The sequence below is a fragment of the Cypionkella sp. PAMC25878 genome, assembly GCF_058135695.1.
Genome location: NZ_CM176871.1, coordinates 621849 through 642435 on the forward strand (window position 1 = coordinate 621849; position 20587 = coordinate 642435).

The 20587-nt window shown below is 60.1% G+C and carries 18 protein-coding genes; 5 read left to right on the forward strand and 13 right to left on the reverse strand.

Going from position 1 to position 20587, the window contains the following annotated elements:
* Positions 1 to 105: 105 nt before the first annotated feature.
* Positions 106 to 2817: a preprotein translocase subunit SecA gene (secA, locus tag ACS5RD_RS02900; protein WP_489929911.1), complete on the reverse strand. Its 2712-nt coding sequence runs from the start codon at positions 2815 to 2817 to the stop codon at positions 106 to 108.
* 198 nt (positions 2818 to 3015) lie between these two features.
* Here secA and ACS5RD_RS02905 point away from each other — a divergent pair, with 198 nt between their 5' ends.
* From ACS5RD_RS02905 to ACS5RD_RS02920, 4 genes are all read left to right on the forward strand, one after another.
* Positions 3016 to 3864, forward strand: coding sequence for a peptidylprolyl isomerase (locus ACS5RD_RS02905; RefSeq protein WP_489929912.1), 849 nt, complete (start codon positions 3016 to 3018; stop codon positions 3862 to 3864).
* Positions 3865 to 3963: 99 nt separating this feature from the next.
* Positions 3964 to 5307, forward strand: a complete 1344-nt coding sequence (gene argJ, locus ACS5RD_RS02910; RefSeq protein ID WP_489929913.1) for a bifunctional glutamate N-acetyltransferase/amino-acid acetyltransferase ArgJ — start codon at positions 3964 to 3966, stop codon at positions 5305 to 5307.
* 72 nt (positions 5308 to 5379) lie between these two features.
* Positions 5380 to 5778, forward strand: coding sequence for a (deoxy)nucleoside triphosphate pyrophosphohydrolase (locus tag ACS5RD_RS02915; protein WP_489929914.1), 399 nt, complete (start codon positions 5380 to 5382; stop codon positions 5776 to 5778).
* Positions 5779 to 5890: 112 nt separating this feature from the next.
* Entirely contained in the window at positions 5891 to 6031 is a 141-nt protein-coding gene (locus ACS5RD_RS02920) for a hypothetical protein (RefSeq protein ID WP_054006716.1), read from the forward strand.
* Between the two features lie 84 nt (positions 6032 to 6115).
* Here ACS5RD_RS02920 and infB read toward each other — a convergent pair whose 3' ends face one another.
* The 6 genes from infB to pip form a co-directional block, all read right to left on the reverse strand.
* Entirely contained in the window at positions 6116 to 8725 is a 2610-nt protein-coding gene (infB, locus tag ACS5RD_RS02925) for a translation initiation factor IF-2 (protein WP_489929915.1), read from the reverse strand.
* A 5-nt stretch (positions 8726 to 8730) separates the two neighbouring features.
* A complete protein-coding gene (locus ACS5RD_RS02930; protein WP_489929916.1) occupies positions 8731 to 9366 on the reverse strand; it encodes an RNA-binding protein in 636 nt (211 codons plus the stop codon).
* A 21-nt stretch (positions 9367 to 9387) separates the two neighbouring features.
* Positions 9388 to 10998 carry a transcription termination factor NusA gene (gene nusA / locus ACS5RD_RS02935; protein ID WP_054006713.1) on the reverse strand — a complete coding sequence of 537 codons (1611 nt, stop codon included), beginning with the start codon at positions 10996 to 10998 and terminating at the stop codon, positions 9388 to 9390.
* Between the two features lie 14 nt (positions 10999 to 11012).
* The gene (gene rimP, locus ACS5RD_RS02940; protein ID WP_426032269.1) at positions 11013 to 11618 is read right to left on the reverse strand and encodes a ribosome maturation factor RimP; all 606 of its coding nucleotides are present in this window, start codon (positions 11616 to 11618) and stop codon (positions 11013 to 11015) included.
* A 773-nt stretch (positions 11619 to 12391) separates the two neighbouring features.
* A complete protein-coding gene (locus ACS5RD_RS02945; RefSeq protein ID WP_489929917.1) occupies positions 12392 to 12745 on the reverse strand; it encodes a cupin domain-containing protein in 354 nt (117 codons plus the stop codon).
* Between the two features lie 72 nt (positions 12746 to 12817).
* Positions 12818 to 13810, reverse strand: coding sequence for a prolyl aminopeptidase (gene pip, locus ACS5RD_RS02950; protein WP_489929918.1), 993 nt, complete (start codon positions 13808 to 13810; stop codon positions 12818 to 12820).
* 60 nt (positions 13811 to 13870) lie between these two features.
* Between pip and ubiG the strand changes: the two genes are divergently transcribed.
* Complete coding sequence (gene ubiG, locus ACS5RD_RS02955; RefSeq protein ID WP_054006709.1) at positions 13871 to 14614, forward strand: bifunctional 2-polyprenyl-6-hydroxyphenol methylase/3-demethylubiquinol 3-O-methyltransferase UbiG; 744 nt, start codon at positions 13871 to 13873, stop codon at positions 14612 to 14614.
* A gap of 14 nt (positions 14615 to 14628) precedes the next feature.
* On the opposite strand, the gene ACS5RD_RS02960 is transcribed toward ubiG, so the two are convergent.
* The 6 genes from ACS5RD_RS02960 to ACS5RD_RS02985 form a co-directional block, all read right to left on the reverse strand.
* Entirely contained in the window at positions 14629 to 15231 is a 603-nt protein-coding gene (locus tag ACS5RD_RS02960) for a TetR family transcriptional regulator C-terminal domain-containing protein (RefSeq protein ID WP_054006708.1), read from the reverse strand.
* Between the two features lie 70 nt (positions 15232 to 15301).
* The gene (locus ACS5RD_RS02965) at positions 15302 to 16855 is read right to left on the reverse strand and encodes an ABC transporter substrate-binding protein (protein ID WP_489929919.1); all 1554 of its coding nucleotides are present in this window, start codon (positions 16853 to 16855) and stop codon (positions 15302 to 15304) included.
* Positions 16852 to 17829: an ABC transporter ATP-binding protein gene (locus ACS5RD_RS02970; protein WP_489929920.1), complete on the reverse strand. Its 978-nt coding sequence runs from the start codon at positions 17827 to 17829 to the stop codon at positions 16852 to 16854. Before ACS5RD_RS02970 ends, ACS5RD_RS02965 begins: the two co-directional genes overlap by 4 nt.
* Complete coding sequence (locus ACS5RD_RS02975; protein ID WP_489929921.1) at positions 17826 to 18797, reverse strand: ABC transporter ATP-binding protein; 972 nt, start codon at positions 18795 to 18797, stop codon at positions 17826 to 17828. The genes ACS5RD_RS02970 and ACS5RD_RS02975 overlap by 4 nt, the downstream gene beginning before the upstream one ends.
* Positions 18794 to 19651, reverse strand: coding sequence for an ABC transporter permease (locus ACS5RD_RS02980; RefSeq protein ID WP_489929922.1), 858 nt, complete (start codon positions 19649 to 19651; stop codon positions 18794 to 18796). Before ACS5RD_RS02980 ends, ACS5RD_RS02975 begins: the two co-directional genes overlap by 4 nt.
* Positions 19635 to 20585, reverse strand: coding sequence for an ABC transporter permease (locus ACS5RD_RS02985; RefSeq protein WP_489929923.1), 951 nt, complete (start codon positions 20583 to 20585; stop codon positions 19635 to 19637). Before ACS5RD_RS02985 ends, ACS5RD_RS02980 begins: the two co-directional genes overlap by 17 nt.
* Positions 20586 to 20587: the final 2 nt, after the last annotated feature.

The window sequence follows — 20587 nt, forward strand, 5'->3', positions numbered from 1 at the left end:
AACGCGGCGAGGGCGTGGCGCAATCAAGGAATGTTTCCGAAAATGCGGGCAATAAATGGGCAGGGGCGGCTAAAGCCGCCCCTGCGCCAACAATCCGAAATCAGATTAAACCAGCTTGCCGTGGCAAGCCTTGAAGCGCTGACCCGAGCCGCAGGGGCAAGGGTCATTGCGGCCCGGATCGCCCCAGGTCGTCGGATCACTTTCGACAAAGCCCGCCAGCGCCGCCATAACGGTGGCCGGAGCCGCCACTTCGACCGGAGCCGCCGCGCGATCAGCGGCCTGTGCCGCCTGCTGCTGCGCGATGAACTGGGCCATCATGGCTTCTTGCTCGGCTTGGCTGATCGGTCGAATTTGCGCCAACTTCTGCGTCACGTCTTGCCGCAAAGAGTTCAGCATCGATTCGAACAGCGTGAAGCTTTCAGTTTTATACTCGTTCAGCGGATCGCGCTGGGCGTAGCCACGGAAGCCCACGACCGAGCGCAGATGTTCCAACCGCAACAAATGGTCACGCCATTTCGCGTCAATGCTTTGCAACAAAAGCTGTTTTTCGATGTTGCGCATGCTGTCCGGCCCGAAAGCCTCCAGCTTTTCGCCCATCAAAGTGTCGCTGGCTGCGATGATCCGCTCACGAATGGCGTCCTGATCGGTGCCTTCTTCGGCAGCCCAAGCAGCGACGGGTAGATCAAGGCCCATCTTTTCGATCAGCGCCTCATGCAGCGCTGCGGTATCCCAACGGTCGGCGTAGGTTTTCGGCGGCATGTAGTGATCGACCAAATCCTCGGCAACCTGATGGCGCATATCCATCACGATCTCGCCCAGATCCTCGGCCTGCATGACTTCCATGCGCTGACCAAAGATCGCCTTGCGCTGGTCGTTCATCACATCGTCGAACTTCAGCAACTGCTTGCGGATGTCAAAGTTGCGGCCTTCGACCTTGGCCTGCGCGCGCTCCAGCGATTTGTTGACCCAAGGGTGAACAATCGCCTCGCCTTCCTTCATGCCCAGCTTCGACAGCACGGCATCAAGGCGCTCGCTGCCGAAAATCCGCATCAGATCGTCTTCCAACGACAAGAAGAACGAAGACCGCCCCGGATCGCCCTGACGCCCCGAACGGCCACGCAACTGGTTGTCGATCCGGCGTGATTCGTGGCGCTCGGTGGCCAGAACGAACAGACCGCCGGCCTTCTTCACCGCTTCTTCTTCATCGGCATGTTCGGCCTCAATGCGCGCGCGCACTTCATCGGGATGCACGGATGGGTCAGAAGCAATCGCTTCCATCACCTTGAATTCGACGTTGCCGCCCAGCTTAATATCGGTGCCACGGCCTGCCATGTTGGTCGCAATTGTCACCGCATTCAGCTTGCCCGCATCGGCAACGATCTGCGCCTCTTGCTCATGCTGACGTGCGTTCAGCACGTTATGCGGAATGCCCGCCGCCTTCAGCATTTCCGAAAGCGCCTCGGATTTGTCAATCGAGGTGGTGCCGACCAAGATCGGCTGGCCCGTCGCATGGGCTTCCTTGATGGTCTTGACCACACCCTCAAACTTCTCGCGCGCGGTGCGGTACACCGCGTCATGCTCGTCTTTCCGCTTCACTTCGCGGTTGGTCGGCACTTCGACCACGCCCAGCTTGTAGATTTCCATGAACTCGTCAGCCTCGGTCGAGGCCGTTCCGGTCATCCCGGCCAGCTTGTCATAGAGGCGGAAATAGTTCTGGAAGGTCACAGAGGCCAAAGTGACGTTTTCCGGCTGAATAGCCACGCCCTCTTTCGCCTCAATCGCCTGATGCAGGCCATCCGACAAACGGCGGCCCTTCATCATCCGGCCGGTGAATTCGTCAATCAGCATCACCTCGCCATCGCGGACGATATATTGCTGATCGCGGGTGAACAGCTTGTGCGCCCGCAAAGCCTGGGTGACGTGGTGGACGATGGTGGTGCTTTCCGGCTCGTACAGGCTTTGATCTGCAGGCAGAATCCCCGCTTCGTGCAAGGCGTTCTCGATAAACTCGTTGCCGTCTTCCGAATAGGTGACGTTGCGGGTCTTCTCATCCAGCTTGAAATGCGTCTCATTCAGCGTCGGGATCAGCTTATCGACCAGTTGATACAACTCACTGCGGTCCTGCGACGGGCCAGAGATGATCAGCGGCGTCCGCGCCTCATCGACCAAAATGCTGTCAACTTCATCCACAATCGCATAGTTATGCCCGCGCTGGTTCATCTCCTCCAGCGAGGCTTTCATATTGTCGCGCAGATAGTCAAAGCCCAGCTCGTTATTCGTCGCATAGGTGATGTCGGCGCGATACGCCTCACGCTTTTCAACTTCACCCTGATAGGGATAGACGACGCCCGTGGTCAGGCCCAAAGCGCCGTAGACCTTGCTCATCCACTCCGCATCGCGCTTGGCAAGGTAATCGTTCACCGTCACCACATGCACGCCCTTGCCGGAAAGCGCGTTGAGGTAAGCCGGGAAGGTCGCGACCAGCGTCTTGCCCTCACCCGTGCGCATTTCCGCGATATTGCCCTGATGCAGGAAGATCCCGCCCATCAGCTGCACATCAAACGCCCGCAGACCCAAGGCGCGCTTGGCGGCCTCACGGCAATTCGCAAAGGCTTCCGGCAGCAGCGCATCTAGGCTTTCGCCGCCCGCAATCCGCTTCTGAAACTCGGCGGTTTTCGCCTTGATCCCGTCATCGCTCAGCGCGGCAAATTCCGGCTCCAAAGCGTTAATCTTTGCCACCAAAGGGCGCACCGATTTGACCATTCGGTCATTCGGCGTTCCAAACATCTTCCGCGAAAGCGATCCAAGACCCAGCATGTGTTCTCCGCCCGGTCGTATTGACCACCGGTATTGACAATATCGTGTGAGGCTCTGGCTTGCCCGACCGCTGCTGCTTCCTTAGAAGGGCGTCAAAGCTTGGGCAAACCCGCATCACACGTGACCCGTGCGATGTAATTGTATGACCCGGCATAGTCAACGTCGCGCAGGGTTGCGGACCGATCAGGAGAGTGTGAGATGGCAAAAGCGATGCGGTTTATGGCAGGGATGGCACTGTGCTGCGCCCTTGCAACCCCGGCTTTGGCGCAAGACCCGACCGCCGATACGGTGATCGCCACCGTCAACGGCACCAATATCACCTTGGGCAATATGATCGTGGCGCGTGAAAGCCTGCCGGATCAGTATAAAAACCTGCCTGCCGATGTGCTGTTCAAAGGCATCCTCGATCAACTGGTGCAGCAAACCGTGCTGGAACAGTCGATGGGCGACAAGCTGACCAAGAAAGACACGCTGCAACTGGAAAATGATCGTCGCAGCTATCTGTCGAATGCGGCGTTGAAGCCAGTTGTGACCGCCGCCGTCACGGATGAAGCGCTGCAAAAGGCCTATGACGACAAGTTCAAAGACGCCAAGCCCGCCACTGAATACAAGGCAGCGCATATCCTCGTGGATTCCGAGGAAAAGGCGAACGAGCTGAAGGCCGAACTGGCTAAGGGTGCCAATTTCGGCGATCTCGCCAAGGCCAATTCCACCGATACCGGATCGGGCGCGCAGGGTGGTGATCTCGGTTGGTTCGGTCTGGGCGCGATGGTCAAGCCGTTTGAAGATGCGGTTGTCGCCGCCAAGGTTGGCGAAGTCGCAGGCCCGATCAAATCCGATTTCGGCTGGCACCTGATCTTGGTCAGCGAAACCCGTGTGGCCGCCAAGCCGACCCTTGATGAGATGCGCGATGAATTGGCGCAGGGCATCGAGCAGAAGGTGGTCGAGGATCACATCAAAACCCTGACCGAAGCCGCCAAAGTTGAGAAACCCGGTGAAGGCGTCGATCCGAAGTTCCTCGGCGACGCCACGCTGCTTGATAAATAACAGTTACGCAGCCTTGCTAAAGCGCTAATGATCGGCGCGCAGACCTCGGCGGTTTGCGCGCCGATTTCAGATAAACAACATAGTTAAACGGGGGCCAGCATGGCGAAGAAAGAGTTGAAAGCGAAGCTCAAGTCCTTGAAGGCCAAGCTGAAAGCCGCAACCGCCGCGCCCGAAGTAACAACGCCCGCAGGCGAGGCAAAGGTCAAGAAGGCCAAGCTCGTCTCGCCCCTCGCCCCCGCTGCCTTCCCCAGCCTGCCGCTGATCGCCGGGGTGGAGTTTGCCGCTGTTGAGGCGGGCATCAAATACCAAAACCGCAAAGATGTGATGCTGGTCCGCCTTGCCCCCGGCACAGCGATGGCCGGCGTGTTCACCCGCTCCACCACCCGCTCGGCCTGCGTGCGCGATTGCCAAGCCAAACTGGCGCTGAAAGTCTCCGCAGATGCGGGGGCCGCTATCGTAGTAAACTCCGGCAACTCCAACGCCTTCACCGGCAAAGTTGGCGATGAAGCCGTAAGCGCCGTCACCATCGGCGTCGCCGATGCTCTGGGTATCCCCGCCGCGCGCGTGTTCTCGTCCTCCACCGGCGTGATTGGCGAGCCTTTGCCCTACGCCAAGATCACCGACAAAACCGCCGAACTGGTGGCCAACCTGCGCGAAGATGCGATTGAAATGGCCGCCCACGCGATGATGACCACCGACACCTTCCCGAAAGGCGCTGCCGCGTCCGTGCAGGGCGATGGCGGGCTGATCCAGATCGCGGGCATCGCCAAAGGTTCGGGCATGATCGCGCCGGATATGGCGACGATGCTGGTCTATATCTTTACCGACGCCAAAATCAGCGCCACCAACCTGCAAAAACTGCTGTCGCGCAACACCGACGACACGTTCAACGCGATCACGGTCGATAGCGATACCTCAACCTCCGACACCTTGCTGCTTGCCGCCACAGGCAAATCCGAAGCCGCCGAACTGAAGGGCGTTCACCTGAAAGCCTTCGAGACCGCTCTGCGTGGCGTGATGATGGACCTCGCCCACCAAGTGATCCGCGACGGCGAGGGCGCGACCAAATTTGTTGAGGTCCGCATCACGGGTGCTGCCTCCAATGCCGACGCCCACAAACTCGCCATGGCCATCGCCAACTCTCCCCTCGTGAAAACCGCCATTGCAGGGCAAGACCCGAACTGGGGTCGCATTGTCGCCGCCATCGGTAAGGCGGGCGCTGAGTCGGATCGTGACAAGCTGAGCATCCGTTTCGGAGACATTCTTGTGGCCGAAAAAGGTTGGCGCAACCCTGACTACCGCGAGGAAGACGGTGCGGCCTACATGCTGCAATCCGATCTGGTGATCGCCGTCGATATGGGCTTGGGCAAGTCCAAACGCTCGGTCTGGACCTGCGATCTGACCAACCGCTACATCGAAATCAACGCTGATTACCGCTCCTGATTTCACATTGGCTTAAAATTCCGGGGGCCCGGGGGCTGGCCCCCGGCTCTTCCGTTCCAACGGAGCGACCCTATGAAAACCCTCCTCGTCTCCGCCGTCGCTTTGATCGACCCCGATGGCCGCGTCCTCTTGGCCCAACGCCCCGAGGGCAAATCCCTCGCGGGCCTGTGGGAGTTTCCCGGCGGCAAGGTCGAAGTCGGAGAAACCCCCGAAGCCGCCCTGATCCGCGAGTTGAAAGAAGAGCTCGGCATCGACACCTGGAAAAGCTGCCTCGCACCCCTGACCTTCGCCAGCCACAGCTACGACGACTTCCATCTCTTGATGCCGCTGTTCGCCTGCCGCCGTTGGGAGGGTATCCCCGCCCCGCAGGAAGGCCAGAACCTCGCTTGGGTGCGCCCGCAAAACCTGCGCGACTACCCGATGCCCGCTGCCGATCTGCCGCTGATCCCGATTCTGCGGGATTGGCTTTAGAAACCGCCCTAAAATTCCACAACTTTTCCGCGAATGTGGCGAAATTGTAGTGGGAATTTAAACGAATCACCCATAGTCTTGAGCAAATAACCGCTGATTGGGGGATTGGCACATGCTACGAACGATTTCTGTTGGAAGTTGCGTTTCTATTCAAGGCTTGTTGGTGGGCCAGATGGCCGATGGCAAGATCATGGTGAAGGTTGATGAAAAAACCTTCGTAGGGTATCCAGTCACCCGCGCCAAAGCCTCTTAAATCCACCATCAGAATAAAGAAAAAGGCCGGGTTTCCCCGGCCTTTTCTATTTGGAATAGGCCCCCGTTGCCGGGGAACCGATAATTAGGCCAAAGTGCGCTGAATTTCTTCGCGCTCAAAGATCTCGATGACATCGCCTGCGCGCACATCATCGTAACGTTCAAACGCCATGCCACATTCCTGACCCGAGATGACTTCCTTCACCTCGTCCTTGAAGCGCTTCAGCGTCTTCAGCGTGCCTTCATGGATCACTACGTTGTCACGCAGCAAGCGCACGCCCGCCGAACGACGTGCAACGCCTTCGGTAACCAAGCAGCCCGCAACTTGACCGATGCCCGTAACCTTGAACACCTCTTTGATCGTCGCATAACCGATGAAGGTTTCGCGGATCTCGGCCTTCAACAAGCCCGAAGCCGCCGCCTTGATGTCATCCACCAGATCATAAATGATCGAGTAATAGCGGATTTCCACGCCCTTCTGATGCGCTGAGTTCCGCGCCGAGGCATTCGCCCGAACGTTAAACCCGATGATCGGACATTTCGACGCTTCTGCCAACATCACGTCGGTATCGGTGATAGCCCCCACACCATAAGACAGCACGCGCACGCGGACTTCGTCGTTGCCAACCTTTTCAAGCGCTTGCACGATGGCTTCGGCAGAACCCTGCACGTCAGCCTTCACCAGCACCGGAAGCTCAGCAACCGACTGATCCGCCTTGGCCTTCGCCATCAACTGTTCCAGCGTCGTCGCAGCACCAGCCGCCGCGCGTTTGTCCTTGGCGGTTTTCAAACGGTAATCCGCGATTTCCCGCGCCTGCGCTTCGGTTTCCACCACGTTCAGCGTGTCACCAGCCGATGGCGTTCCCGACAAGCCCAGCACTTCAACCGGAACCGAGGGACCAGCTTCGTCAATCCGCTCGCCCTTGTCGTTGATCAGCGCGCGCACCTTGCCCCACTGCTCGCCGACGACAAAGATGTCGCCTTTGCGCAGGGTGCCGTTTTGCACCAGAACCGTCGCAATCGGGCCACGGCCAACGTCAAGTTTCGCTTCAATCACAGCACCCGCAGCAGCCCGGTTCGGGTTGGCGCGCAGTTCCAGAATTTCCGCTTGCAGAGCAATGGCTTCCAGCAATTCGTCGATGCCTTGGCCGGTCTTGGCCGAAACTTCAACGTCCTGCACGTCGCCCGACATCTGCTCGACCACGATCTCGTGTTGCAGCAGATCGGTGCGCACCTTGGTCGGGTCGGCGCCGTATTTGTCGACTTTGTTGATCGCCACGATCATCGGCACTTTCGCCGCTTTCGCATGGGCAATCGCCTCAATCGTCTGCGGCATCACAGCGTCATCGGCGGCCACCACCAGCACGACAATATCCGTCACCTGAGCCCCGCGCGAGCGCATCGAGGTAAAGGCAGCGTGACCGGGCGTGTCGAGGAAGGTCAGAACCTGACCCTTTTCGGTCGTCACCTGATAGGCGCCGATGTGCTGGGTGATGCCACCGGCCTCGCCAGACACCACATTCGCTTTGCGGATCGCATCCAGCAGCGAGGTTTTGCCGTGGTCAACGTGACCCATAATGGTGACAATCGGCGGCCGGGTGATCCGGGTGCCTTCGGCATCCGCAACCAGCTCAATCGCCTGTTCCACGTCAGCATCCGACACGCGCACCGCTTTGTGGCCGAATTCTTCGATCACAAGTTCAGCGGTATCGGCGTCGATGGCTTGGTTCATTGTCACCATCATGCCCATTTTCATCAGGCTTTTGACAACATCCGCAGCACGTTCGGTCATCCGGTTTGCCAGTTCAGAAACCGTGATGGTTTCCGGCAACTGCACGTCGCGGAATTGCTTCTCGGGCTTGCCGATTCCCAGCGCCTTTTGGCGGGCTTTTTCTTGCTTGCGCTTCATCGCGGCCATCGAGCGGGTACGACCGCCCTCGCCCGCCAGTGCATCATTCAGCGTCAACTTGCCGGTGCGGCGACCGTCATCGGTCTTGGCCTTGGCGTTACGCTCGCGTTCTTCACGGTCGCGATCCACCTTGCGAACCGCCAATGCGGGCTTGGCCCCCATCGGAGCACGGGCAGCAGTCTCGGCAGCGGACGGCGGTGCAGCGGGCGCATTGCGATCAGCACGTTCGCCACGCGCTGTCGACGCTGCTGCCTCGGCAGGCTTTTCAGCCACGGGCTGACGACGCGAGGTGCCAAGCACATCAGCCTTGCGGGCGGCAGCTTTCGCAACAGCCTCCGCCGCGGCTTCGGCGCGCAGGCGTTCTTCTTCATCCGCCTTGGCTTTCGCCGCAGCCAGACGCTCGCGTTCTTCGCGGTCCTTGGCCTCAGCCTCTTCGCGTTTGCGGGCGCGTTCTTCGTCACGCGCCTTGTCATCTTCGGCCCGGCGCGCGTTGTCTTCGGCTTCGCGCGCTTTGGCGACGCGCAAGGCCGCCAGACGGCGTTCCATTTCGGCATCGGAAATGCCAGCCGGGCGCTTCGACGGATCGCCCAGATGTGATGCAGACCCCGCCGCAGCCGCAGCGCCGGGCGTGCCCGGTTTGGCCGCTGCCACTGGCACGACCACGCGCTTGCGCTTCGTCTCGACCACAACGCTTTTCGTGCGGCCATGGGAGAAGCTTTGCTTCACCTGACCGGAACGAGGTGCGCCACCCAGGCCGAGGGGTTTTTTGCCGTCTGTATCGCTCATGCGTCCTACGTATCCTTCAAGGCGATCTCGTCGCCATCCTGCTGAACGGTTTGCCCACGCAACCCAGCCAGCCTTGCCGCTTCCTCTACAACACGCGTCGTGAGTCCACCAGCGCCAAGCGCGGCGTGTATCGCACGTTCGCGCCCGAAAGCCAAACCCAATTCCTCCGCTGACAAAAAGCCGATATACGACCCCTCGCCATCCGGCGCGCGCAACTTTGTCTTACCGCGTTCAGACCCGTCGGCGGCTTGCAAAAGCACCCGCACCTTGTCCTTTTGCAGCCATTCCTTGACCTTCTCATAGCCCATCACGGCCCCGCTGGCTTTGCGGGCCAAACTGATCAGATCAACCACCCGCCGCAACAGCAGCGTTTCCACCAGATCGGCCAGATCATCCGGCACCTTCACCGGCTGGCGCGCGGCGCGCGAGAACAAACCCTTCTTCGCCGCTTTCTCAATCGCCGCCCGGTCTGCCGAGACATAGAATCCCCGGCCCGGCAACCGTGCCAGAATATCCGGCACGATCAGATCTTCCGGCCCCAGACAAAAACGAATCAGACCCGCTTTCGGCTGGCTTTCCCCGGTCGCAATGCACTTGCGTTCCGGGTCGTCTTGCAGATTTTCCCGGCCACCGCGTGTCACGGTAATCCCCCGAGGCCTAAATCAGGCCTCGGCCTCCGCGTCTTCGTCGACCTCTTCCGTGGCCGAGGCCAGTTCAGTCGGATCAACCCAACCCAGCATCACGCGGGCGGTCATAACCAAAGTTTGCGCCTCTTCCAGCGAAACGTCAAACTTCTCCAGAACGCCCTCATCCTTCTTGCGCTGACCATTTTCCGTGGTCCAGCCGCCCGCCAATTCCCAGTCTGCGCAGGTCGCGAAGTCTTCCAGCGTTTTGATGCCGTCTTTCGCCAGCGCTTCCAGCATTTGGGGAGTAAGCCCCTCAAATTCAACCAGTGAATCCTCAACGCCCAACGCCCGTGCAGCTTCCATAGCCTTGGTGTTGACCGCTTCCAGATAATCCCGTGCCCGCGCCTGCAACTCGCCCGCCGTGCCTTCATCGAAGCCGTCAATCGACAGCAGTTCGTCCGCCTCAACGTAAGCGACTTCTTCGAGGTTCGCGAAGCCTTCCGATACCAGCAACTGCGCCATCATCTCGTCGATATCCAACGATTCCATGAACAGCTTGGTGCGCTCAGCAAACTCAGCCTGACGGCGTGCGGATTCGTCGGATTCCGTCACGATATCAATGTCCAAGCCCGTTAACTGGCTGGCCAGACGCACGTTCTGACCCCGGCGACCAATCGCCAGCGACAGTTGCTCATCCGGCACCACGACTTCGATCTTGCCCGCGTCATCGTCGATCACAACCTTCGAGACTTCCGCCGGCTGCAACGCGTTCACCAGGAAGGTCGCCTGATCGGCATTCCACGGAATGATGTCGATCTTCTCGCCCTGCAATTCGTTCACAACCGCCTGAACCCTGCTGCCGCGCATACCGACGCAAGCACCCACCGGATCAATCGAGTTGTCATAAGAAATCACAGCGATCTTCGCCCGCGAACCCGGATCCCGCGCCACGGCCTTGATCTCGATGATGCCATCGTAAATCTCCGGCACTTCCATCTTGAACAATTCAGCCATGAACTGCGGGTCGGTCCGCGACAGGAACACCTGCGGCCCACGCGCTTCGCGGCGCACGTCCTTAATGTAGCAGCGAATCCGGTCGTTCGGGCGATACGACTCACGCCCGATCTTCTCATTACGGCGCAGAATCGCTTCGCCCCGGCCAATATCAACGATGATATTGCCGTATTCTTCGCGCTTGACCTGACCGTTGATGATCGTGCCCTTGCGGTCTTTGAATTCTTCATACTGACGGTCACGCTCGGCTTCGCGGACCTTCTGCAAGATCACCTGCTTGGCCGATTGCGCCGCGATCCGGCCCAGATCAACGGGCGGCACTTCGTCGATGATCTCGTCACCGATCTGCGGGTCTTTCAGGTGATCCTTCGCCTGCTTCACCGTCAACTGAGCGTGGTGATTCTCGACGCCATCATCCTCAACCACCGTCCGAATACGCGCAAAGGTCGCGCGCCCGGTCTTGCGGTCGATCTTCACCCGGATGTCCATATCCGCGCCGTAGCGCGACTTGGCCGCACGGGCGAGGCTGTCTTCCATCGCCTGAATGACCAGCTCGGGCTCGATCATCTTTTCGCGTGCCACCGCTTCGGCGGTTTGCAAAAGCTCAAGCTGGTTGGCAGAGGTAATCGCCATCGGAATTCTCCCGCTTAGTGTTTGGTGGGTTCTGGAGCGTCTTCTTCGTCGCCCTCAGATGTTTCAATCTCGTCAAAGGCTGATTCGTCGATCACGCCGCTGGCTTTCTTCTGCCGCAGCATTTCGGTGATCAACTCATCGGTCAGGATCAGCTTGGCATCGGCCAGCCATTCAAACTGCAAGCCGATGGTGACAGTACCGGTCGGTTCTTCAATCTCGATCAACACTTCCTCGCCCTCAACCCCGGCCAGAGTGCCCTTGAAGCGGCGGCGGCCGTCGATCAATTCGGTGGTTTCGACGCGGGTTTCCCAGCCCTTCCACATCTCAAAATCCTTGAGACGCGTCAGCGGACGGTCAATCCCCGGCGAGGACACTTCCAACACGAAGTTCTCCTCAATCGGGTCTTCCACGTCCAGCACAGCCGAAACCGCAGTAGAAATCTCACCGCAATCATCAACTTCAATCCCGCCGTCAGGACGGTCGGCCATGATTTGCAAGGTGCGGGTCGCCCCGCCCATCAAACGAATCCGCACCAGTTCAAAGCCAAGCCCTTCGATCACCGGAGTGACGATATCGGCCAAGCGGCGATCCATAGCGGTTTTGGCAATCAGATCAGACATGATGTTCCAAAAACAAAAAACGGGCCAACAGGCCCGCGTGTGACGATCGGTAGCTTCAGGTTTGGACCCGGAAGCAGCTGTTACAGGGGATATAGGCGGAAATGTAGTTCGACGCAAGGACAATGCGAGGAGGAGAGTTGCTCCAACTACAGCGGGCCAGCCATCTAGAACCCCGATACTGCGGCCTGGCGAACGACTGGAGTACTCTAGGTTATTAATCACAAACGCGTGTAACCGAAAGTAGCACGCTCAAGCAGGTCAAGCACAAAATCTAGTGTATAAGTGTAAGAAATCCGTTGATGCAGCAACGACTCGGAGTTTAGTCTGTACGACAATTGTTCCAATTATACAGGGGCAAGGAGTCAGGAGGAGTAAACGAAATTTGGGGCGCTCCGTCCCAAGTCGCTGCCGAAGCGAGTTCGGTGACGCTAAAAAAGGAGGCCGTGATGGTTTTGGTTCGCCAATACAATCGCACTCGACGCGGACGACGGGAGCACGTTTGTGCGCACACCCGTCGCTTTCCGAAGCCTAAGCAAATGACCTTTAACTTTGGACGGTGAAGGTCAAAGATAACGGAGAGGCCCGTATGTTGCGGGCCTTTTCATTATGCATTTTGGAAGTTTTCCAGCAATACAAAACTTGCGAAGTTCGCAACTTTATCCACAGAAAATCTATTTGAATCCAAGGAGATACTAGGGAAACATAACAAATTTGATTCTAAATCAAAGACTTGATCCGGTCTTGTCGGCGTTGAACCCCAAACCCGCGTTACACTACCCCTGCATGATCACATACAACTTGCGCACATGCTCAATCACCCGCCATTCACCCTTCCAGCCCAGCGGCAGCGCAATCGCGTCGCCGGCGCCAAGCTGGACTTTGCTGCCATCGGCATGGGTCATTTCGATGCGGCCCGAGATGAAATGGCAGAACTCCGACGACGCGCTGCGATCCGCCGTAAAGCGGCCCGGCGTACATTCCCAGACGCCGATTTCCACCCGGCCATCGGCGGAAGTGAACAGCGCAACAGAGGCTTCCTGCTGGTTGCCCTCAAAGCTGGTGGCTTTGGGCGCGAAAGCTTCCAGCGGGGTATTGGCAAGGGCAAGGAAAGCAGCAAAGTCGATCATATGGGCCTCATCGGGGGGAAGTGTTAAAAGTGTCTTAACGCGGCAAGGTCAAGCCATTGATTTGCAAAGGTTCTATTTGGTCCCGAGTTGGGACCGGTCCCGCAAAGCATCCATCGCCGCCACCAAAGCCTCGGATATCCCCGGTTCTGACAGGGCATGGCCCGCCATCGGCACCACCTTCAACCGCGCCTTATCCCAGCCCGCCGCCAGCTTCGAGGCCGACACCGGCGGGCAGATCATATCAAACCGCCCCTGCACAATATCAGCACCGATATGGGCGATCTTGTGCCGATTTTGCAGGATCCAGCCGTCGGATTCCAAGAAGGCGGCATTGACGAAATAATGGTTCTCCAGCCGTGCAAAAGCCCGCGCATAATCCGCCGGACCCTCCCCGCCGATGAACCCCTCTGACGAGACGGACGCGAGGGCATTCTCCCAACCCGACCAGATCCGCGCGACCTGAGTCTCCACGATCAGACTGCCGCCGAAAAGCCGGCGATTGTAGGCCGCGATCAGATCATCACGCTCCTCAACCGGAATCGGTGCAACAAACCGCGCCCACAGATCAGGATAAAACGCCCCCGCGCCGCCGCCGTAGAACCAGTCCAACTCGGCCCGCGTCGCCAGAAACACTCCCCGCAGCACCAGATGCCGCACCCGGTCGGGATGCGAGATCGCATAGATCAGCGCCAAAGTCGCGCCCCAGCTGCCGCCGAACAGGATGAATTGCTCCACCCCCATCGCCGCGCGGATCACCTCGATATCGCGGACCAGATGCCATGTCGTGTTGTCCTCGACCGAGGCATGCGGGCGTGACCGCCCACACCCTCTCTGATCAAACAAGATAACCCGATACACCGCCGGATCAAAATACCGCCGCATCGCCGGGCTACAGCCACCCCCCGGTCCGCCATGCAACACCAGCACCGGGATGCCATCCGGGCACCCGCATTGCTCGACATAAATCCGATGACCGTCGCTCATATCCAGCACGCGCTGATCGAACGGTTCGACCTGCGGGTAAAGATAGTCGTGCGCGCGCTTTTGCCCTGATCTGTGGTCCATATTCATCCTATATAGTGCCCCTAGACTGCGCCACCACCGCCCGGCGTGCAAGGAGTTCCGATGAGCCAGACCAACACGATTGACCCCGCCGAAGTCGCCAAGTTTGAAGCGATGGCCGCAGAATGGTGGGATACTGAAGGCAAGTTCAAGCCGTTGCATCTGATGAACCCGTGTCGGTTGGATTATATCACGGCGCAGATCGCTGCTGAGTTTGACCGCGATCTGACGCAGGCTATGCCGTTTAAGGGCCTGCGAGTCCTTGATATTGGCTGCGGCGGTGGCCTGTTGTCGGAACCGATGGCGCGGCTGGGGGCGGATGTGGTGGGGGCGGATGCGGCGCCGCGAAACATTCCGGTGGCACAGGTTCATGCCGCGCAATCGGGGCTGACGATTGATTACCGCCATACGACGGCCGAGAATTTGGCCGCCGCCGGCGAACAGTTTGATGTGGTTCTCAACATGGAAGTGGTGGAGCATGTCGCCGATCCGCAGGGCTATCTGACGGCGTGCCAGCAGTTGCTGAAACCGGGGGGTCTGATGCTCTGTTCGACCCTGAACCGCAATACGAAAAGCTTTGTGATGGCGATTGTCGGCGCGGAATGGGTGATGCGCTGGCTGCCGAAAGGCACGCATGACTGGGCGAAGTTCATCACGCCGGACGAGCTTTACGATCTGATCCGCAAGGCCGGACTGGAGCCAGTGGATCGCAAAGGCATGGTGTTCAATCCGGTCAGTTGGAAATGGTCAACCTCCGCGCGGGATTTGTCCTGCAACTATGTGACCGCCAGCGTGAAGCGCGGGTAATCGCAATGCGCAGGTTACAGCGGCCCCAAAGCCAATTCCAAGGTGGAGACGCAGATCTGCTTGGCGGCTTTGGGAGAGAGCAGTTTCGGCTCGATGCAACGCTCCAGTCCCAAGCCATCCACCAACGCGATCAGCATTTGCGCGAGTGATTTTACATCGACATTCAGGCCGCGCGCGGTGGCAACTTCGGCCAGCGCCATTTCCAGATCGCGCCGATAGCGGGTGTATTGGCGACGGTGTTCGCGTTTCAGAGCCGGGTTGTTGACGATTTCTGACCATAGGGCGAGCCAGATGTTCAATTCTTCGCGGCTGAAAAACTCGGGCGCGAACATGGCGTCGATGATGGCCAGAAGCCGCGATTTCTTCGGATTGGGCGTTTCTAGCCCCGAGTGCAGGCGTTCATACATCGTGCGGTAGACGGCGACCAAGAGGCCGTCTTTCGATTTGAAGTGATGGGTGATCAGGCCGCGCGACACGCCTGCCTCGTTGCAGATGTTGTCGATGGTGAATTCAAGGATGCCGCCGCGCGCAAGGCAGGCCAGACTGGCCTGAATCAAACTGGCAGAGCGTTCTGCCGAGGTCAGGCGGGTGTATTTGGGGGCTGTGGCGGTGGTCATCGCGCGCCTTTGTTGAAGGGTCGGGCCAAGCTATCCCGGCCCGGATGTGTCGCTGATTGGGCAGGAGGGATCAAGCCTTGGTAAACATCACCGGGTCGGGGTGGCCATCGGCCATGATCACCGGTTTGATAGTGCTGTGATGGATGGCGATGTAAGGCTCGAAACAGATGAAGATGAAATCGCCCGAGGCTTCCATCAAATCCTCCATTTTGTTGAAGATTGCTTTGCGCTTGGCCTCATCCTGTTCGGTCAGGCCTTGCTGATAGAGCGATTCAAACTCGGCGCTGTCGAAGAATGCCCAGTTGTAGATGCCGATCTGATCGGGGCGGAACCAGACAAGGTTCTCGGTCGGATCAATGCCGCCCGCGAAATTCATCAGCGCCAGTTCCAAGGATTTATAGCCATCGCCGGCGGTCTTGTCGCCTGCGGCCCAATAGGCGGCGTCCTCGGTGGGCTGGATTTCAATGGTGATGCCTGCCTCGGCCATATTGGCCTGGAAGATCTGCGCGATGGCTTGGGTGGTGCTGTCGGTCAGCGCCACGAGGGTCAGGGTCAGATCGGACACGCCAGCTTCGGCCAGCAGCGCCTTGGCCTTTTCCACATCGCGGGTCGGGATCAGGTTGGAGGCGCGGGCGAAGGGCCCGGTTGGGGGAACAACTCCGGTCGATCGGGTGGCAAGGCCGTCGTAAGCGCCCAGCAGCACGGCGTCGCTGTCGTAGGCGTATTGGATGGCTTGGCGGACGCGGATATCCTTTAGCGGCTCGGCGTTCTGGTTGATCACCAGCCACGAATAGCGGGTGGACTGCGCCTCGATCAGGGTGGAGTTGGCGGGCATTGCGGCTTTGATCTGGGCGGTGGCATTGACGGCGAGTTTGGTGAAATCAAACGCGTCAGCCTCGAAGGCCAGTTGGGCGGCCTGATCGTCGGTGACGATGTAGATTTCGACAATGGAGAACGCGGGTTTCGGGCCCGTCCAATCCGGGTTGGCGGTGAGGGTGACTTTCTGATTCTGCTCCCACGCGGCAAAGCGATAGGGACCACATTCGGCGGGGGCTTCGGTGGTGTAGCTGCCGCCCACTTTCTCCGTGGCGGCTTTGCAGATGATATTGCCGCCGTAATAGGGCAGCGCGATCACCATGAAGGGGGCGAAGGCCTCTTTCAGGTGGATGATGCCAGAGCGGGCGTCGATGACTTCGACATGGTCGAGTTTTTCGAATTGGTAGGCCCAAGCCGAGTCGCTGCCCGCGATGCGTTCGAAGGAAAACTTTACATCCTCGGGCGTGACGGGGCCGAAGCCGTTCGACCATTGCAGGCCTTCGCGCAGGGTGAAGCCGATTTTGGTGGGGTCGATCCAGTCGATTTTCTCGGCACCCCAAGGCTGCCATTTGTTGCCGTCGCGCATGTCGCCCAAGCGGACGAGGGCGACTTGGGTGCAGCGGGGGATGATTTCGTCGAGTTCGCCAATGATGCCTTTGGGGTCAAGGCATTGGAAATCGGCTGTCGCGCGGATGCGCAGGGTGTCGCCCTCTGCCGCCCAAGCGAATTTGGCGGGCAGGGTGAGGGCGGCAAGGGCTGCGCCTGCGGTTTGCAGGAAACCGCGACGGTCGGTGCGCCATTGGGTCATGCTAGGGCTCCTGTAGGTTGGGCGAAGTGGCAGCGCACGAAGCGGGTGGGGCTGATTTCGCGTAAGGTGGGGGGGTCGGTGCGGCAGATGGGTTGGACGAGCGGGCAGCGGCTCTGGAAGACGCAGGCTTTCGGGCGGTTGAGCAAGCTGGGGATTTCACCTTTGATCGCAAGGTCTTGGCGGCGCTTACGCGGGTCCGGTAGCGGTTCCGAGGCGATCAAGCTTTGGGAATAGGGGTGCAGGGGGTGGGCGAAGGTGGCTCGCGTGGGGCCGATTTCGACGAGGCGGCCCAGATACATCACCGCGACGCGATCCGAGACATGGCGGACCATCGCAAGGTTGTGGCTGATGATCAGGTAGCTGAGGTTTAGGCGGGTTTTCAGATCGGTCATCAGGTTGAGGATTTCCCCTTGGACCGAGACGTCGAGGCCCGCGGTGGGCTCGTCCGCGATCACCAGTTTGGGGTTCAGCACCAGCGCGCGGGCGACGCCAACGCGGCGGGCTTGGCCGCCGGAGAGTTCGTGCGGGTAGCGGTTGGCGAAATCGGGGGGGAGGCCGACGAGGGCCAGCATCTCGGCGACTTTGGTTTTGGGTGCGGGCTGGCCGTGGATGGTCAGCGGTTCCGCCAGAAGCGCGCCGATGGTCATGCGGGGGGAGAGCGAGGCGATGGCGTCTTGGAACATCATCGCGGTGGTGGCGCGCATGGCGGTGAAATCTGCGGGGGTGCTGCGCTGGGCTTGGTCGAAGTGGATGGTGCCGTGCGTGATGGGGGTCAGGCCCAAGAGGGCGCGGGCGAGGGTAGTTTTGCCGGAACCCGATTCGCCGACAAGGCCCAAGGTTTCGCCGGGGTTCAGGGTGAAGGAGATGTCGGCGAAGATTTGCAGGCTGCGGCGCGATTTGGGGTTTAGGGCGGAGAGGATGCCACCGCGCAGGGGCAGGTCGAGGGCAAGGTTTTGGACGGTGAGCAGGGTCATGGGCGCCCCCCGGCTTTGTGGCAGAGCGCGGATTGGGTGGGCGAGATTTGCATGCGGGGCGGTGGGGTGGCGCAGATCTCGCTGGCGATGGGGCAGCGGGGGGCAAAGCTGCATCCGATGGGCGGATTGCGTAGGTCTGGCAGGCGGCCGGGGATGGTGGGCAGGATCGGGGTGGCTTGTTCGAAGTGGCCGGGATCGCAGGCGATCAGGGCGCTTGTGTAGGGGTGGAGGGGGGCGTGGAATAGGTCATCGACGAGCGCTTCTTCCACCACTTCCCCCGCGTACATCACATAGACCCGGTCGCAGAGTTCGGCGACGACGCCAAGGTGGTGGGTGATCACAAGGATCGCGCCTTGGTAGTCGCGGCGCAGGTCGCGGAGGAGGTGGATGATCTGCGCCTCCATCGTCACATCCAGCGCGGTGGTGGGTTCGTCGGCGACGAGAATGGTGGGGTTCATTAGCAAAGCGGCGGCGATGGCAACGCGCTGGCGCATCCCGCCCGACAGTTGATGTGGGTAGCGACGCAGGGTGAGGTCGGGGTCGGGCATACCGACGCGGGCCAGCAGAGTGCGGGCGCGGGCTAGTTTCTCGGCACGGGGGATTTGGGCGGCGTGTTGGAAATCCACCAGTTGCGCGCCCATCGTCAGCACCGGATTGAAGGCGGTCATCGGGTCTTGGAAGATCATCGCGATGTCTTGACCGCGTAGCGCGCGCTGGGCTTCGGGGTGAAGGCGCAGGATGTCTTGGCCTTTGTATCTGACGGCCCCGTTGGTGACTTCTGCGGCGGGGGGCAGCAGGTTGATCACACTGGCGGCCAAGGTGGATTTGCCGCAACCGCTTTCGCCGACGATGCCGATGACTTCTCCGGCGCGGGCGATCAGGCTGGCGCCGCGCAGGGCTGACAGGCGGCCATGGTCGGTGTGGTAGGCGATGCTGAGGGCGTCGATTTCGAGCAGAGGATCGGTCATCGCGGCCTCGCGGTGGCAAAGCGGGGGTCTAGCGCGTCGCGTAGGCCTTCGCCAAGAAAGGTGAAGCCGAGCGTTGCCAGAACGAGGGGTGCCCCAGCTGCGATCACAAGGGTGCTGGAGGTGCGGATGGCGGTGTAGCCGTCATAGAGGATGTTGCCCCATGACGGGGTTGGCGGTTTGACGCCGAGGTTGAGGTAGCTGAGGCCAGCCTCGAGCATGATCACCACGGGGATATCCATAGACAGCACGATACAGAGCGGGCCGAACACGTTGGGCAGCAGGTGCATCAGCAGGATGCGGGGGGTGCTGGCACCGATGGCTTGCTCGGCCACGATGAAATCGGCGCTGCGGAGGCTTAGGGTTTGCGCCCGGATCAGGCGGGCGTAGCCGGGGATTGAGACGAGGACGACGACGAGGATCAGCGTGCCGGTGCCGGGGCCAAGCACGGTGATGATGGCAAGGGCGAACATCATCATCGGTAGGGAGTTCAGCGCGTCGAAGATCAGCACCAAGGCGGCGTCCAGCCAGCGCGGACCGTAGCCTGCAATCAGGCCCAGCAGGATGCCGATGCTGCCCGCAAGGCCGATGGCGGTGAGGGCGATTGTGAGCGCGGTTCGTGCGCCGTAGATGATGCGCGACAGGGTATCGCGGCCCAACTGATCGGTACCAAGCCAATGCGCAAGGCTGGGGGATTGCAGTTTGGCGCGGACATCCAATGCAAGCGGGTCATAGGGCGCAAGGATCGGCGCGGCGATGGCCATCAGGATGAACAGGGCGACAAGGATCAGGCCCATCAAGCCCATCGGATCGCGGATCAGGGCGCGCAGCGCACGGGTGTTAACGGGCCAACGCATCGCGCACCCTTGGGTCTAGCTTGGCAATCAGCAGGTCGGCGCAGGTGATCACCAAAAGGTAAAAGGCGGTTGTAACCAAGACGGTGCCCATCACCACGGGATAGTTGCGTTTGAACACAGCCCCGGTGATCAGGGTGCCAATGCCGGGGCGCGAGAACACAGTTTCGACAAAGACCGCGCTGGACAGAATGCTGCCGAGGCCGACGGCGATCACCGAAATGGTGGGGACGATGGCAAGGCGCAGGGCATAGCGGGTGACGACTTTGCGCTCGGGGATGCCAAAAGCGCGGGCGGTGCGGATGTGATTGGCTCCCATGATTTCCAGCATCGAAGCGCGCACCATGCGGGCGAGATAGCCGACCCAGCCGACGCCTACGGCGAGTGAGGGCAGGATTAGAGCCTTGATTTGTGAGGGAATATCGCCTGCTTTGCCTGCGCCGATGGCGGGCAGCCATTGCAGCCAGACCGCGAAAATCAGTAGCAGGTAGATCGCGACAACGAAGGAGGGCACTGAGATGAAGCTCACTGAGATGAGGCCGAGGGCGCGGTCGATCATCGTGCCGCGATAGATCACGGCCAGCACGCCAAGGGTGATGCCGAGGGTCAGCGCCCAGGCGAGGGCGACGGTGCCGAGCAGCAGGGTTTGCGGGAAAGCCTCTAAGATTTGGTCAAGCACGGGGCGTTTGGACCACACGTCGATGCCGAGATCGCCTTGGGCCGCATTGGCAAAGAAGCGCCAGATTTGCACGGCCACGGGTTGGTCTAGGCCCATACGCTCGGTCAGCATGGCCTTTAGCGCAGGGGTGGCGCGGGGGCCAAGGGCAACGCTGGCGGGGTCGCCGGGGACGAGAAAGACCATGCCATACATCGCCAGCATGACCACAAAAAGGATCAGCACCGCGAGGGCGATGCGTTTGATGGCATAGGTCAGCATCG

Bases quoted from the DNA above. Each gene is read 5' to 3' on its own strand.
- secA (WP_489929911.1), bottom strand. From the start codon at position 2,817: ATGCTGGGTCTTGGATCGCTTTCGCGGAAGATGTTTGGAACGCCGAAT.
- ACS5RD_RS02905 (WP_489929912.1), top strand. From the start codon at position 3,016: ATGGCAAAAGCGATGCGGTTTATGGCAGGGATGGCACTGTGCTGCGCC.
- argJ (WP_489929913.1), top strand. From the start codon at position 3,964: ATGGCGAAGAAAGAGTTGAAAGCGAAGCTCAAGTCCTTGAAGGCCAAG.
- ACS5RD_RS02915 (WP_489929914.1), top strand. From the start codon at position 5,380: ATGAAAACCCTCCTCGTCTCCGCCGTCGCTTTGATCGACCCCGATGGC.
- ACS5RD_RS02920 (WP_054006716.1), top strand. From the start codon at position 5,891: ATGCTACGAACGATTTCTGTTGGAAGTTGCGTTTCTATTCAAGGCTTG.
- infB (WP_489929915.1), bottom strand. From the start codon at position 8,725: ATGAGCGATACAGACGGCAAAAAACCCCTCGGCCTGGGTGGCGCACCT.
- nusA (WP_054006713.1), bottom strand. From the start codon at position 10,998: ATGGCGATTACCTCTGCCAACCAGCTTGAGCTTTTGCAAACCGCCGAA.
- rimP (WP_426032269.1), bottom strand. From the start codon at position 11,618: ATGTCTGATCTGATTGCCAAAACCGCTATGGATCGCCGCTTGGCCGAT.
- ACS5RD_RS02945 (WP_489929917.1), bottom strand. From the start codon at position 12,745: ATGATCGACTTTGCTGCTTTCCTTGCCCTTGCCAATACCCCGCTGGAA.
- pip (WP_489929918.1), bottom strand. From the start codon at position 13,810: ATGGACCACAGATCAGGGCAAAAGCGCGCGCACGACTATCTTTACCCG.
- ubiG (WP_054006709.1), top strand. From the start codon at position 13,871: ATGAGCCAGACCAACACGATTGACCCCGCCGAAGTCGCCAAGTTTGAA.
- ACS5RD_RS02960 (WP_054006708.1), bottom strand. From the start codon at position 15,231: ATGACCACCGCCACAGCCCCCAAATACACCCGCCTGACCTCGGCAGAA.
- ACS5RD_RS02965 (WP_489929919.1), bottom strand. From the start codon at position 16,855: ATGACCCAATGGCGCACCGACCGTCGCGGTTTCCTGCAAACCGCAGGC.
- ACS5RD_RS02970 (WP_489929920.1), bottom strand. From the start codon at position 17,829: ATGACCCTGCTCACCGTCCAAAACCTTGCCCTCGACCTGCCCCTGCGC.
- ACS5RD_RS02975 (WP_489929921.1), bottom strand. From the start codon at position 18,797: ATGACCGATCCTCTGCTCGAAATCGACGCCCTCAGCATCGCCTACCAC.
- ACS5RD_RS02980 (WP_489929922.1), bottom strand. From the start codon at position 19,651: ATGCGTTGGCCCGTTAACACCCGTGCGCTGCGCGCCCTGATCCGCGAT.
- ACS5RD_RS02985 (WP_489929923.1), bottom strand. From the start codon at position 20,585: ATGCTGACCTATGCCATCAAACGCATCGCCCTCGCGGTGCTGATCCTT.